At 73.9% G+C, this 13,882-nt stretch carries 14 protein-coding genes; 13 read left to right on the top strand and 1 reads right to left on the bottom strand.

The window, feature by feature from the left end:
* Positions 1-196: 196 nt before the first annotated feature.
* The 5 genes from N0B34_RS15955 (at position 197) to N0B34_RS15935 (ending at position 3,528) form a co-directional block, all read left to right on the top strand.
* Positions 197-1,765, top strand: coding sequence for a phage tail sheath family protein (locus N0B34_RS15955; RefSeq protein WP_263732264.1), 1,569 nt, complete (start codon positions 197-199; stop codon positions 1,763-1,765).
* 80 nt (positions 1,766-1,845) lie between these two features.
* On the top strand, positions 1,846-2,325 hold the full coding sequence (locus N0B34_RS15950; protein ID WP_263732263.1) for a phage tail protein: 480 nt from the start codon (positions 1,846-1,848) through the stop codon (positions 2,323-2,325).
* Positions 2,326-2,327: 2 nt separating this feature from the next.
* Entirely contained in the window at positions 2,328-2,885 is a 558-nt protein-coding gene (locus tag N0B34_RS15945; protein ID WP_263732286.1) for a hypothetical protein, read from the top strand.
* A gap of 3 nt (positions 2,886-2,888) precedes the next feature.
* Positions 2,889-3,068, top strand: coding sequence for a DUF6760 family protein (locus N0B34_RS15940; RefSeq protein ID WP_263732262.1), 180 nt, complete (start codon positions 2,889-2,891; stop codon positions 3,066-3,068).
* Positions 3,055-3,528 carry a phage tail protein gene (locus N0B34_RS15935; protein WP_263732261.1) on the top strand — a complete coding sequence of 158 codons (474 nt, stop codon included), beginning with the start codon at positions 3,055-3,057 and terminating at the stop codon, positions 3,526-3,528. The genes N0B34_RS15940 and N0B34_RS15935 overlap by 14 nt, the downstream gene beginning before the upstream one ends.
* A 94-nt stretch (positions 3,529-3,622) precedes the next feature.
* On the opposite strand, the gene N0B34_RS15930 is transcribed toward N0B34_RS15935, so the two are convergent.
* Positions 3,623-4,069 (bottom strand): hypothetical protein, encoded by a 447-nt coding sequence (locus N0B34_RS15930; RefSeq protein ID WP_263732260.1) that lies wholly within the window; start codon positions 4,067-4,069, stop codon positions 3,623-3,625.
* A gap of 997 nt (positions 4,070-5,066) precedes the next feature.
* Between N0B34_RS15930 and N0B34_RS15925 the strand changes: the two genes are divergently transcribed.
* The 8 genes from N0B34_RS15925 to N0B34_RS15890 all read left to right on the top strand — a co-directional run bounded on the left by N0B34_RS15925 (position 5,067) and on the right by N0B34_RS15890 (position 13,811).
* Positions 5,067-6,809 (top strand): hypothetical protein, encoded by a 1,743-nt coding sequence (locus N0B34_RS15925; RefSeq protein ID WP_263731315.1) that lies wholly within the window; start codon positions 5,067-5,069, stop codon positions 6,807-6,809.
* On the top strand, positions 6,809-7,465 hold the full coding sequence (locus tag N0B34_RS15920) for a LysM peptidoglycan-binding domain-containing protein (RefSeq protein ID WP_263731316.1): 657 nt from the start codon (positions 6,809-6,811) through the stop codon (positions 7,463-7,465). Before N0B34_RS15925 ends, N0B34_RS15920 begins: the two co-directional genes overlap by 1 nt.
* A gap of 2 nt (positions 7,466-7,467) precedes the next feature.
* Entirely contained in the window at positions 7,468-9,252 is a 1,785-nt protein-coding gene (locus N0B34_RS15915) for a phage baseplate assembly protein V (RefSeq protein ID WP_263731317.1), read from the top strand.
* On the top strand, positions 9,252-9,689 hold the full coding sequence (locus N0B34_RS15910) for a GPW/gp25 family protein (protein ID WP_263731318.1): 438 nt from the start codon (positions 9,252-9,254) through the stop codon (positions 9,687-9,689). Before N0B34_RS15915 ends, N0B34_RS15910 begins: the two co-directional genes overlap by 1 nt.
* The gene (locus tag N0B34_RS15905; RefSeq protein ID WP_263731319.1) at positions 9,689-11,638 is read left to right on the top strand and encodes a putative baseplate assembly protein; all 1,950 of its coding nucleotides are present in this window, start codon (positions 9,689-9,691) and stop codon (positions 11,636-11,638) included. Before N0B34_RS15910 ends, N0B34_RS15905 begins: the two co-directional genes overlap by 1 nt.
* Positions 11,635-12,177, top strand: a complete 543-nt coding sequence (locus N0B34_RS15900; protein ID WP_263731320.1) for a phage tail protein — start codon at positions 11,635-11,637, stop codon at positions 12,175-12,177. The genes N0B34_RS15905 and N0B34_RS15900 overlap by 4 nt, the downstream gene beginning before the upstream one ends.
* Positions 12,170-12,748, top strand: coding sequence for a hypothetical protein (locus tag N0B34_RS15895; RefSeq protein ID WP_263731321.1), 579 nt, complete (start codon positions 12,170-12,172; stop codon positions 12,746-12,748). The genes N0B34_RS15900 and N0B34_RS15895 overlap by 8 nt, the downstream gene beginning before the upstream one ends.
* A gap of 181 nt (positions 12,749-12,929) precedes the next feature.
* Complete coding sequence (locus N0B34_RS15890; RefSeq protein ID WP_263731322.1) at positions 12,930-13,811, top strand: type IV toxin-antitoxin system AbiEi family antitoxin domain-containing protein; 882 nt, start codon at positions 12,930-12,932, stop codon at positions 13,809-13,811.
* The last annotated feature ends 71 nt before the right edge of the window (positions 13,812-13,882 follow it).

Here is a 13,882-nt window from a genome sequence, read left to right as displayed (position 1 = left end):
GAGGACTTTAGTCCCGGCTTAGTGCCGATATAGGGCGGCTCAGGAGGTGAAAAGCGGGGGCGCCGTGGGCCCTTGGTCCCAAGATCGGTAGCGATTACGGATGTTGCCCAGTAGGGCCCCTCCCTACGTTCGCGGTTGTCAGCGCCACCGGCACCGCCCTCCCGTCCGAGGATGCGGCGCAGAACAGGGAGACACAGTGCCCACGTACACCGCGCCCGGCGTCTACGTCGAGGAAGTCCCGTCGTCGCAGAAGGTCCTGGCGTCCGCGCCGACGGCCGTCGCGGCCTTCGTCGGGTTCACCGAGCGGGCCCCGCTCGACGACCCGAACGACCCGGAGGGTCTGGCCCCCCGTCTGGTCACCAGCTGGAACCAGTTCGAGCAGCTGTTCGGCGGGTTCGTCGCGGGTGCCGTGCTGCCGCTGTCCGTGTTCGGGTACTTCCAGAACGGCGGCTCGCTGGCCTACATCGTCCGCATCCCGCACTCGACGCCCGCCGGTGAGCCCGCGCAGCTGGCGCTGCCCGCCGCCGACCGCTCGCTGGGCCGCCCGCTGGAGATCACCAGCGTGGAGCCGGACGCGAACGTCTCCGTGGTGGTCGAGACGCAGGACACCGACCCCGACGCCGAGGGTCCCGCGCCGTTCACGCTGACAGTGGTGATCGGCGGCGAGGCCGTGGAGCAGTACCCCGACCTGACGTTCGGCGGCCCGCGCGACGCCGCGACGGTGATCAACAAGACGTCCACGCAGATCAAGGTGGAGCTCAAGCTCGACACCGACGCGGACGTGGCCAGCCAGCTGGAGCTGCTGAAGCCCGGCGTCTACCAGCTGGAGAAGGCCGCGCCCGTGCCGGCCCCGGTCAACGGCCGCAAGTTCGCCGGCTCGGAGGCCGCCCGCAGCGGCATCAACGGCCTGGCGATCGCCGAGGACGTCACCATGGTGATCGTCCCCGACCTGGTCACGGCCGCGACCAAGGCCGACGGCACCCTCGACCTCAACCTGTGGAAGGCCGTGCAGACGGCGCTGATCGCGCACTGCGAGCTGCACCCCAACCGCATGGCGATCCTCGACGCCCCTCCCGGGATGGGACCGCAGCAGATCAAGGAGTGGCGCAGCGACGTCGCCATGTACGACTCGGCGTTCGCCTCGCTGTACTACCCCTGGATCAAGGTGGACAACCCGATCGGCAGCAACGGCGACGCCGAGGTGCTGATCCCGCCGTCCGGCCACGTCGCCGGCGTCTGGGCCCGCACCGACGACACCCGCGGGGTGTGGAAGGCGCCGGCCAACGACACCATCCGCGGTGTCCTGGACGTCGAGCGGTCCATCACCCAGAACGAGCAGTCGCTGCTGAACCCGATCGGCATCAACTGCATCCGGCCGTTCGGCACGCGCGGCATCCGCATCTGGGGCGCCCGCACGCTGACGTCGGACACGGACTGGCAGTACATCAACGTCCGGCGCCTGTTCAACATGGTCGAGTCGACCATCATGTCCGGCACCCAGTGGGCCGTCTTCGAGCCGAACGACGTCACCCTGTGGGAGGGCGTCACCCGCACGCTCACCGGCTACCTGCACGGGCTGTGGCAGTCCGGCGCGCTGTTCGGCGCCTCGGCCGACCAGGCGTACTTCGTCAAGTGCGACGCGACCACCAACCCGCCCGAGTCGATCGACGCCGGCAAGCTCGTGGTCGAGGTGGGCCTGGCCCCGGTGAAGCCCGCGGAGTTCGTCATCTTCCGCATCAGCCAGAACAAGCAGTCCGCCAACTGACCTGATCCGGTCCGGGCGAGCGGCCTGCGTCGCCGCCCGGGCCCCGCACCCTGAGCCGTATCCAGAGCCGAGGAGCCACCATGCCTGACGGGCTGTTCAAGACCGACCCGATCATCTCCCAGAACTTCTTCCTCGAGATCGACGGCGAGGTGGTCACGGCGCTGATGACCGTCGGCGGCCTCGACGTCGAGGTCTCCGTCGCGACCATCCAGCAGGCCGGCAAGGACGGCAAGCAGCAGATGATCAAGACGCTGGGGGCGACCACGTCTGCCCCGGACCTCACCCTGACGCGGGTCGCCCCGGCCAAGATGGACGGCGACAAGCTCTGGGAGTGGTTCAACAACATCCGCGAGAAGGGCATCCTCAACAGCGACCGGAGCAACAACCGCAAGAACGGCTCCGTGGTGATGTACGACCACACGCACGAGGAGCTGGCGCGGTTCAACTTCTTCAACGGCTGGCCCAGCAAGATCTCCACGGACCAGCTCAGCGTGGACAGCTCGGACGCCGTGAAGGAGACGATCACCCTCACGATCGAGCGGCTCGCACGGGTCAAGTGACCATGCAGACCCGCTACGACTTCACGCTGCCGCGCGGCTACGTCGACGACAAGGGCGAGGTGCACCGCACCGGCACCATGCGGCTGGCGACGGCGCGCGACGAGCTGGAGCCGCTGCGGGACCCGACGATCGACGGTCCCGACGACCCGCGCCTGACGATCGTGGTGCTGGCGCGGGTGGTCGAGCGGCTCGGCACGCTCGAGCTGGTCACCCGGCACGAGATCGAGGGGCTGTTCGCCGCCGACCTCGCGTTCCTCCAGGACTTCTACGGGGTGATCAACTTCGGCAGCCAGGAGGAGTACGAGGAGCTGCTGGCGGCGCAGCGCGACGCCGAGGCGCCGGTGACCACGCCGGTGGTGCTGCCCGAGCAGGGGGCTCGGGCAGAGGTGGCCGGGGACGGCGTGGGCGCGTCCGGAGGCGTGGCTGCCGGCGCTGCCGGCGCCCCTGCAGGGAGCGACGGTGGCGCCGGCGGTGGCGTGCCCGTCGGCGTCGGGACGTCGGCGACGGTCACCTACGGGCGGCGGTCGGCGATCGAGGAGATCCCGTCCGACGGCCGGTGACCCATGCTGCGCTACCCGGCTGAGGCGCTCTGGCAGGAGATCGCCTACCTCGCCTACCACTTGCACTGGTCGATGGAGGACCTGCTCGACCTCGAGCACCTGGACCGCGTCCGGATGGTCCGGGCGGTCTCTGCCCTGAACGAACGAGCGTGGGAGGCGGTGCGCGACGGTGGCGGGATCTGACCGGACACCGCTCGGCGGTGACCCGTCGACCACCGGGTACTTCATCTTCGAGGTGGACGGCGTCGAGATCGGCACGTTCCGCGAGGTGCGCGGGCTGGAGCTCACGGTCGACGTGGAGACCTACGTCGAGGGTGGCCAGAACCAGTACGTGCACAAGCTTCCCGGCACGCTCCACTGGCCCAACCTGGTGTTCAGCCGCGGGATGGTGGAGAGCGACGCCCTGTTCACGTGGGTCGCCAACTCGTCGGGCGAGAACTTCGCCGCCAACGGCAACAAGGTGAAGCGCAGCACGGGCGCCGTGACGGCGATCAGCTACACCGGCGAGCGGTTGCGGGCCTGGGAGTTCGCCGACGTGTTCGCCGTGCGGTGGACCGGGCCGGAGTTCAACGTGGACAGCACCGGGCAGCTGGTGGAGCAGCTCGAGGTGGCGCACAACGGGTTCCGGGCGAAGACGTCGTGAGCGGTGCCGACGTCCTGAGCGGTGCGGCCGCTGCCGGCGCGGGTGCGGTCGGTGCGGCCGATGAGGTGAGCACGCCGCCGTCACCCTGGGCCCGCTACGGGCCGCCGGGGTCGCCGGGCCGGCAGCTGCGGCACGGTGCGATCGGCCAGGTGGCGGCGCGCTCGCTGCGGTTCGGGTCGGCGACCGGGCGGTCGCTGGCGGTGCGGCGGGCGATCGGCGTGCCGGCCAGCGTGCAGGCGAACGGCGCGGGGCTGGCGACCGTGCGGGCACCCCGGTGGTGGCGGCGGTCCGCGCGCGCGGTCGAGGCGACGGGTGTCGACGGCGGCGTGGGGACGACGACGAGCCCGGCGGCCCCGACGACCGGGGCGGCTGCCGCGGCGAGCACCACTGCCGAGCTGCCGGCGCGCGGGCTGCGCCGGGTGGTGCGGAGCGTGCCGACCGAGGAGTCGCACAGCCCCGGCAGCCTGTCCGTCACCGCGGCGCCGCGCACGCTGCCGATGCGGCTGCCCGCCGAGGTGACCGCCGCCGGCGCGATGATCACCTCCCTCGACCGGCGGCGGCGGACGGCGCCACCCCCACCGAGGCCACGGGACGCCGGCGGGGCTCAGGTCGGTTCGCCGGGGAAGGCCTCGGGGGCCGGCAGCACGCCCGACCTGTCGCGTCGCGGCACGTCGGCCGGTTCCCCGCAGGCGGCCGTGCGGCGGGATACCGAGCAGCGGCGACCGGTGCGGCGGAGGCCGACGGACAGCGCGACGGCGGTGACCGGTGGCGGTGCCGGTGCGGCGCGTGGTGCAGCGGCGGCGACGGCGGCGACACCAGGGACGCCGGGGCGCGCGACGCCGGTGAGCCGCTTCGTCCGACGTCGGCTGGCGGCGGGCGACGCGGCACGTGCGGCGGGGGACGCGCGAGCGGCGGCTGGTTCGCGAGCGACCGGTGGTTCGCGAGTGACGGGTGGTACCCGGTTGGATCAGGCCGTCCGCGCCGGCGCGGCCACGCCCACGCCTGTGCCCGCACCGACGTCCACCTCCACACCGACGTCCAGGTCCAGACCCGCACCGACGTCCTCGTTCACGTCCACGTCCACATCCGTGGCGGGGACGGTTCCTGCGCCGCGCGCGGGAGCGGCACGACGCGATACGGCCGAGCCCGTCGGTGCGTCGGACGCGCCAGCGAGCCGTCCCGCGGCGAGCGGCCAGCCCTCGGGGTCCGGCGATGCGTCGAGGCTGACGGCCCGGCGGGTACCGCTGTCGCTCGCGTCGCTCGGCCTCGTCCCGGACGGGTCCACGGCAGCGGTGGACGGCGCGGCGGGCCGACCGTTGCGGCGCGCGCTGGGCGCGCCCGTGCGCCTGCGGCCCGCGGGCGCGGGGGCGGTCGGCGCTCCGGTCGGCGGCGGACGAGTGCGGTCCGACGCTGGTGCCCGCTCCGCAGGTTCGTCCTCGAAGACGCGTCCGACCAGGGGCGATGGCTCCGGCGCGATGCGGACACCGGCCCCTGCAACCTCCGCGGCGGCATCGGCAGCGCCTCTGACGTCGTCGCCGGTGACCCGCGGCACTGCGGCTCCGGCCCCGCTCGCCGAGTCCGCCGCCGTGCCGTCGGAGATCGCACAGCCGACCGCGGCGCAGCCCGCCCCGACGGCGCCGACCACCGTGCAGCGCACCGCGGGCGTGCCGACGCCTGCCCAGCCGACCCCTGCCCAGCCGACCCCTGCCCAGCTGACCGCAGCCGTCGCCGCGCCGGCGCAGCCGAGCGCTGCGCAGCCGGACGCTGCTCCAGCTCACGCCTCCGCGCAGCCGGCGGCTGCTCAACCGGCCCCAACGGCTGCTGCCCCGCCGATCGCCGCGCAGCCCACCGCGGCCGCCGACGCCCATGCCCGACCGACGTCCGTCCCGGCACAGGGACTCGAGGTTCCGGATGCCGTCGTGCACGGCGCCGGGACGTCGCGGCGCCCGCGCCGCGCCGCGAACGTGCGCCGGTACACCGGGTTGCCGGTGGCGATCGACCGGTTGGCCGTCGGGCACGGCGTCGACGACGGGCTGGTCGGCAGCGCGGCCAGTGCCGGACGCGCGGTGCGCCACGGAGCAGCATCGGCCGTCGTGTCCGCCCGCCATGGCGGAGCGCTGACCGTGGTGGCCGAGGGGGGCGCGGCCGCCGATCGGGGTCGCGGCGCAGCACTCGTCTCCGGGGGGACGTCGCTGCAGCGCGTGGCGCCGCGCGGCGTGCTGCCTGCTGCGGCGGGGACGCGGGGCGGCGTGCGGACGGACGCGGGTCGCACGGCACCGGTGCGGCGGGTCGAGGCCGCACCCGGACGTCGCTCCTGGTCGCTCGGCATCGTCGGTCCGGACGGACCCGGCACGCCCGCGTCGCCGAACCGACCGGGCGGCCCGGACGGACCTCGTGCGCCGATGCGCCGACGAGCAGCTCCCGCGGCAGCGACCGTCCGTCCGCTCGTGGCCACCGGGGGACGATCGACGCCCGTCTCCGCACCTGCGCCTGGAGACGTCCGACGCAGTGCGAGCGCGCTGCTCGGCGCAGCCGTGTCGGGCACCGCCGGGCCCGTCGAGGCCGCCCCGTCGACAGCCGTCCGCCGCGCGTCCGCGGCCGCCACGTCTCGCCGCAGCGCCGGCGCGGCACCCACCCTGCACCGCACCCCCGCCGCGGCACTGACCCTGCACCGCAGCGCCGGTGCGCCGGTGGAGCTGTCCGGGGTCGCCTCCGGTTTCGTCGTGCTGCCGCCGCGCACCACGGGCCTCGGTGCTCGACCGGGAGGGCCGCCCGAGCCGTCGTCGGCCCGCGCCGGCCGACGGCCGTCGGACCGCCCTGCGCCGTCCGGCCCCGCCGACGCAGTGCGTCGCTCCGCGGCCGCCCCCGCACCGTCCAGCGCAGGATCGCCAGCGGGGTCCGTCCCGGCGCGGCTCGCCGCCCTGGTCGCAGCCGAGGCGGCCGGTGCGTTCGAGAGCACCTCCGCCGGCCGCACCGGCTGGGCGGGCACGGCGTTCGGCACCGGCTCGGGCGGCCCCGTCGGCGGCCCTGCCGGCCCCGTCGGAACCCCGGGCGTCCCCAGCGCCGCCACCGTCCTGCGCACCACCGAGGGAGCCGTCATGACCCCGAGCGCCGCGGACCGCGTCAGCCGGTCCTGGTCCCCGCCCGAGGACCCGTCGCAGGCCGCGTTCCCGCCCGAGGTGATGGACGAGCTGGTCGACCGGGTGGTGGAGCGGTTGGAGGACCGCGTGGTCGAGGAGCTCGAGCGGCGCGGGCGCCGCCGGATGCCGGGGGTGTTCTGATGGCCGCGACCGAGAAGGCGTTCCTGGAGATCGAGAGCGGCGAGCGCCTGCCGTGCCTGTTCAACCCGGCGCAGCTGGCGATCACGCGTAGCAACAGCTGGGCGGGGGAGTCGATGCCGGGCCGGGGCGTGCCGCGGCTGCGCTACGCCGGTGCCCGGCCGGCGACGATGGCCGTCGAGCTGTTCTTCGACACGACCAACGACGGCACGGCCGTCACCCGGTACACCGGCAAGATCCTCGGGCTGATGGAGGTGGACCCGTCGTTGCCGGGCGCCAACGACGCCACCCACAACGCCCGGCCGCCGTACGTGACGTTCCACTGGGGCGACCTGCACTCGTTCAAGGCCGTCATCGCTCACCTGGACCTGACGTTCACCTACTTCTCGTCCACCGGTGTCCCGCTGCGCGCCACCCTCGCGCTGGTGCTGCGCCAGTACGAGGAGTCGCACGCGTTCGGCCCCCAGAACCCCACCTCCGGCACGCCGCGCCCGCACCGGGTCCACCAGGTGCAGCCCGGCGAGACGCTGGACCGCATCGCCGCCCGGTACTACGGCGACGCGACCCGCTGGCGGACGCTCGCCGTGGCCAACGGCATCGAGGACCCGCTGTCGCTGCGTCCCGGTTCCCGGCTGTCCATCCCGCGGCTGGAGGTGTGAGCGTGTCCGTCGCCCCCCTCGCCTCCGACGGCATGGCGCTGGCCCCGGTGGTCGCCGCCAACGGCACCGAGCTGCCCGCCGCCTGGAGCAACGCGCTGGTCGAGCTGCGCGTGCGGCGCGCCGTCCGCACCATCGGGCGCTGCACCATGCGGTTCGTCGACCCCGGCTACACGCTCGCGCAGGCGAGCAAGCTCAAGGTCGGCACGCCGGTGCGGGTCACCGCCAAGGGCGTCGAGCAGGGTGCCACCGCGACCGTGGTGTTCCAGGGCAAGGTGACGTCCACCGGGGTGGAGCACCGCGACGGGGGCCAGCCGGAGCTGCACGTCGTCGCGGAGGACCTGGCCTTCGAGCTGAGCCGGTCGGCCCGGGCGGCGACGTACCTCAAGGTCACCGCCTCGCAGATCGTCGAGAAGGTGGTGCGCGCCGCCGGCGCGAGCCCGTCCGTGACGGCCACCTCCGCGGTGCTGGAGTACACGCTGCAGACCGACACCGACCTCGCCTTCGTCGACGAGCTGTGCCGGCGCAACGGGCTGGACTGGGAGATGGACGGTTCGACGTTCCGGGCGTGGGCCCTGCCGGACGGGACCGGGTCGGCAGCCGTGCGGCTCACCGTGGGCGACAGCCTGCGGGAGTTCTCCGCCCGGGTGTACGCCGATGCGCCCAGCTCGGTGCGGGTGCGCGGCTGGGACCACCTGAAGAAGACCGAGGTGGTGGGCGACGCGCAGACCAGCCGGTCGGCCGTGCCGGACGGGCTGGGGTCCCTGGCGCCGACCTCCGGGCTGGCGGCGGCGACCGTGCTGGACGCGCAGGCCGGGCCGGTGGACCAGTCGGACGCCGAGGCGCTGGCCAAGGCCGTCGGCCGGCTGAACGGCGCGGTGCTGGCCCGGGGACGCTGCGAGATCACGCCGACGCTGCGACCCGGGGTGCTGGTGCAGGTCCGCGACGGCGGTCCGTCCTCCGGCACGTACTACGTGCGCGAGGTGGAGCACACCTACCGGCCGGCCGGGTTCCACACCAGCTTCGTCGCGGGGGACCGGGAGCCGGGCACGCTCGTCGCACCGACGATCGCGACGGGGAACGGGTCGAGCTTCACGCACGACGGGCTGGTAGTGGGACTGGTCTCCGCCATCGACCAGGACCCGCAGGCAGCAGGCCGGGTCAAGGTGTCGCTGCCCGGCCTGGACAGCACCATCGAGTCGCAGTGGGCCCGGCTGGCGGTGCTCGGCGGCGGTGCCGACCGGGGCATGGTGTTCCTGCCCGAGGTCGGCGACGAGGTGCTGGTCGGCTTCGAGGGCGGCGACGTGCGCCGGCCCGTGGTGCTCGGCGGGCTGTTCGGCACCAAGGACAAGATCCCGACCAGCCTGGTGGCCGACGGCGCGGTGGCGCACCGCACGCTGACGTCCCGGCTGGGTCACGTCGTCGAGCTGGCCGACGGGACGGGCCCCGACACCCAGCACATCCGGCTCGCGCTCGCGGGCGGTGAGGCGCGGCTCCGGATCGGCAAGGACAAGGCCGACCTGACGCTGCCCGACGGCGTGCCGCTGACCATCGCCTCGGGCTCGTCGTCCATCAAGCTCGACGGCAACGGCGCCATCACGCTGTCCGGCACGACCATCTCCATCAAGGCGACCCAGGACCTCACGCTCGAGGGCGTCCAGGTGACCGCCAAGGGCACCGCGAAGGTGGCCGCCTCCGCCCCCGAGGTGGACCTGAAGGCCGACGGGACCGCCACGCTGCAGTCCTCCGGCATCACCGCCGTCAAGGGATCGATGGTGCAGATCAACTGATGAGCCTCTCGATCCCTGACCCCACGCAGGCCGTCCCCGACGCGTCGTTCATCGGGCGCGGGTTCAGCTGGCCCCTCGAGGTGGACCACCGCGGCGCGATCCGGCTCACCCAGGGCCCGGAGGACCTCGACCGGTCCATCCGCGTGGTGCTGCTGACCGCCCCCGGCGAGCGCGTGATGCGACCCCAGTTCGGCTGCCGCATCTGGGACCTGCTGTTCGAGCCGGTCAACGCGAACCTGCTCGGCCTGATCGCCGAGGCGGTGCGGGACGCCCTCGCCCAGTGGGAGCCGCGCGTCGAGGTGGAGGACGTCGAGCCGGTGCAGGACGAGGACGACGGCGGCCTGGTCCGCATCGCCATCCGCTACCGGGTCCGTGCGACGAACGACCGCCGCAACCTCGTCTACCCCTTCTACGTGATCCCGCGTGAGGACTCCTGATGCCGCCGATCCCCCCTCCGAACCTCGACGACCGGTCCTTCCAGGACATCGTCGACGAGACCAAGCGGCTGATCCCGCGGTTCACCCCCGAGTGGACCAACCACAACGTGTCCGACCCGGGCGTCGCGCTGATCGAGCTGTTCGCGTGGATGAGCGAGATGGTGCTGTTCCGGGTGAACCAGGTGCCCGAGCGGCTGTACGTGCACTTCCTCAACCTCGCCGGCATCGAACCGTTCCCGCCGTCGGTGGCCCGGACCGACGTGACGTTCTGGCTCTCGGCGCCGTCCGAGCGGCCGCTGACCATCCCGGCCGGCACCGAGGTGACCACGTCCACGAGTGCGGTGGACGCCGTGGTGTTCTCCACCGAGCACGAGGCGGTGGTCAGCCCGCCGCGGATGGTCGCCGCGCACTCGGCACGGGCCCGCGGCGAGCAGACGGTGGACGCCTGGGAGGACCTGACCTACCCCGGCAGCGCCGTGACCTGCTTCGTCTCCGACCCGCTCGAGCCCGGTGACGCGACCCTGTTCGGCTTCGCCGAGTCCCTGGCCGGCGCGGCGCTGCGGCTGACGGTCCAGGCGTCCGCGCAGGGCATCGGCGTCGACCCCACCAACCCGCCGCTGGCGTGGGACGTGTGGACGGGTGAGGCGTGGACGCCGGTGCGCGTGCAGCAGGACACCACGGGCGGGCTGAACCGCGACGGGCAGATCGTGCTGCTGGTGCCGCAGGCGCACGCCGCGCTGATGCTCGCGGGCACGACGGCGTACTGGCTGCGGGTGCGCCTGGTGCGCCCGGCACCCGGGCAGCCGACGTACCAGGCGTCGCCGCGGCTGCAGTCGGTGCGGGCCGAGGTGGTGGGCCTGACGGTGCCGGCCGAGCACGCGATGACGGTGGGGCCGGAGAACCTGGGCCGGTCGGTCGGCGTGCCGGCGCAGCAGTTCCGCGTCGCGTCGGTGCCAGTGGCCGCGCGGCGCGACGGCGAGCACGTGCGGGTGGTGACGACGGTCGGCGCCGAAGACTGGACCGAGGTGGCCGACTTCTCCGAGTCCGGGCCGGCGGACCGGCACGTGGTGTGGGAGTCGTCCACCGGCGTGGTGCGGTTCGGGCCGCGGGTGCGGTACCCCGACGGGTCGGTGCGCCAGCACGGCGCGATCCCGCCGGACGGTGCCCTGGTGCAGGTGACGGGCTACCGGCACGGCGGCGGTGCGGCGGGGAACGTCGGCGCCCGCACGCTGACCGAGCTGCGGTCCACGCTGCCGCTCGTCGCCAGCGTGGTGAACCTGGTGCCCGCCGCCGGCGGCGTCGACGCGGAGACGGTGGACGAGGCGAAGGTGCGCGGGCCCCTGTCGCTGCGCACCGGGCAGCGGGCCGTCACCGCCGGGGACTACGAGCGGCTGACGCGCGAGACCTCCGTCGAGGTGGCGCGCGCCCGATGCCTGCCGGGCACCGCGACCGAGAACGGTGCCGTGCGCGTGCTGGTGGTGCCGCAGGTGCGCACCGACCCGCGCACCCACAAGATCGACGACTTCGCGCTGTCCGAGCCGCTGCTTCACGCGATCGCCGACGTGCTCGAGGAGCGCCGCTGCGTCGGTGTGGCCGTCGAGATCGGCACGCCCTTCTACCAGGGCGTCAGCGTGGCGGCCCTGGTCAGGGCGCTGCCCGGGCGGCCGGTTGCGCTGGTGCGCCAGCGGGTGCTCGCCGTGGTGGACCGGTACGTCAACCCGCTGACCGGCGGGCCGACCGGCACCGGGTGGCCGTTCGACCAGGACATCACCGCGGCCGAGATCGCCCAGCTGCTCGAGGCGGTCGAGGGGGTGGAGCGGGTCGAGGAGGTGCAGCTGTTCGAGTACGACCTGCGCACCGGCCGGCGCCTGGGCAGCGGTCGCGACGTGCTGCACCCCGAGCCCCACACGCTGTTCCTGTCCGCCGAGCACCGGGTGGTGGTCCGATGACCCGCGACACGTGGCTGCTGGACCAGCTGCCGGTCGGCATGGTCAGCGACGAGTTCTTCGCGCGGTTCGTCTCGATCTTCCAGGCCGAGGCCGGCACGCTGCTGGCGCACGGCGACAACCTGCCCCACCTGGCCGACCCGACGGTGGCGCCGCCGGCGATGGTGCGCTGGATGGCCGACTGGATCGGCCTGGACGGCATCGACCCCGGCCTGCCGGAGCTGACCCAGCGACGCCTGGTCACCACGGCGGCGCGCACCATGCGGCGGCGTGGCACGCCCGGCGCCCTGCAGAGCTTCCTCGAGCTGTTCAGCGGCGGCCCGGCCCTGGTGGAGGACGGCGGCGGCGTGTGGCGGGAGGGCGATGCGCCGGCCGATCACGCCTGGGTGGTGATGCACGTCCAGTCCACCGGAGGGCTGGACGACGCCGACTTCGTCGCGCTGATCGCCGACCACGTGCCCGCGCACGTGCGCGCGCAGCTGTGGGTGGGGGACCGGGACATCTGGTCGGCCGCGCGTGCCGAGGGAGGCCGACGTGGCTGAGCCCGTCCGCGTGCCGGCGTTCCAGGCGCCGACGGGGCCGCTGCGGCCGGAGACGGCCCCGACGGCCGTGGTCCGCACGCCCGCGCTCGGTGGGGCTGCCCCGGCGCCGGTGGCGGCTCCCGCGCCGGCCGAGGTGACCATCGTCTGCCCGGAGTGCGGGACGGCCTCCACCGTCGCGCTGGCCCGGCGCGACGCCGACGACTTCTGCCCGACGTGCGACTACCCGCTGTTCTGGGCCCGCCCGCAGGACCGCACCGTCCCGCCGCAGGACGGTCCCGACGACGCCCGACGGCGCTCGCCCGGCGCGTCCGGCGCGATGCTGCTGGCCACCGTGCCGTGCCCGGAGTGCGAGGAGCTGAACCTGCCGTCGGCCGTGGTCTGCGTGCGCTGCGGGGCCGACATGGTGCCGCCGCCGCCACCCGTCCCGGTGCCGCTGCCGGTGCCCGAGCCCGTGGTGGTGGTGCCCGTGGTGGTGCCGCGCGAGCAGCCCAAGGTGCGCTTCCCGTGGTGGTGGTACCTGGCGATGGCGGCGATCGGCGGCATCGCGTGGTGGGTCAGCACGCACTACTGACCCACGGGACCTACAAGGCCAGGGGCCCGCGTGGAGACGAGGCGGTCAGCTGTCGGCTGCGCAGCGGTGCGTCAAACGGAGTGCTGCGATAGTTGCGCGGGACGCTACGGATGCAGCATCGATCTCTTCGGCGAAACGATCCATCACTGCAATAGTTGCCGCTTTTCGCTACTATTGCAGCGTGGAGCGAGTCGCTGTGGTGCTTGCGCGCGTGGCGCAGCTGAGCTCCGGCCAATGGGGCCTGCTGACCGCCGGCCAGGCCGAGCGTGAAGGCGTGCCCCGCTACCGGCTGGCTCGCCTCGCCGACCAGGGTCTGCTCGAGCGACTCGAGCACGGCGTCTACGCGGTGAGCGCGTCGCAGGCGGACGAGCACCGCCGGCTTCGTGCCGCGTGGCTCGCGCTCGACCCCACCCGCACCGCCGAGGAGCGACTCGGGGACCCGATCGGCAGCGGGGTCGTCTCGCACACCTCGGCAGCCAACCTCTACGGCCTGGGGGACCTGCTGCACGACATCCCCGAGCTGACGCTGACGACCCGCCGCCAGACACGGCGCGGTGTGCGTCTGCACCGAGCCGACCTGACCCCCGCGGACGTCACGCTGGTGGACGGCCTGCCGACGACGACGGTCGAGCGCGCCGTCGCGGACCTGCTGCGCGACGGCACCGACCTGGACCACGTCGCCACCGTCGTCGCGGACGGGGTGCGTCGTGGACTGGTCGACCGCGACCGCCTGTCGGCCTACCTGCAGCCTCTGGCGCACCGATACGGCGACCGCGACGGGGTCGAGCTCAGCGAGCGCCTGCTGGATCTGCAGGGCCTGTCTTCCCAGGCGCTGCAACGGCAGCTGGTCAACAGCCCGGTCGGGCAGCAGCTTCTCCATGCCGGCGGACTGGCCGCAATCACTCGCCTGGCCGACGCGATGCCCACGCCGGACATGGCTTCCCTCGTCACGCTGCTGAACCAGTCGAGCAGCATGAAGACCGCCCTCACCCCGCAGATCGCGCTCGCCGTGCTGAATGCAGGCAAACCGGTGGAGTCCTCTGCTCGGGAAGCCTCCGCATGAGCAGCGGCAACGAACGCGTCTACAAGGACGGTCGCGCAGTCTGGGAGGCGGCATGCGCACCAGAGGCCGGG

The sequence above is a fragment of the Cellulomonas sp. SG140 genome (assembly GCF_025770785.1).
Classification (GTDB): domain Bacteria; phylum Actinomycetota; class Actinomycetes; order Actinomycetales; family Cellulomonadaceae; genus Cellulomonas.
The sequence above is the reverse complement of the archived record's forward strand: the minus strand, read 5'-3'. Positions and strand labels throughout refer to the sequence as shown.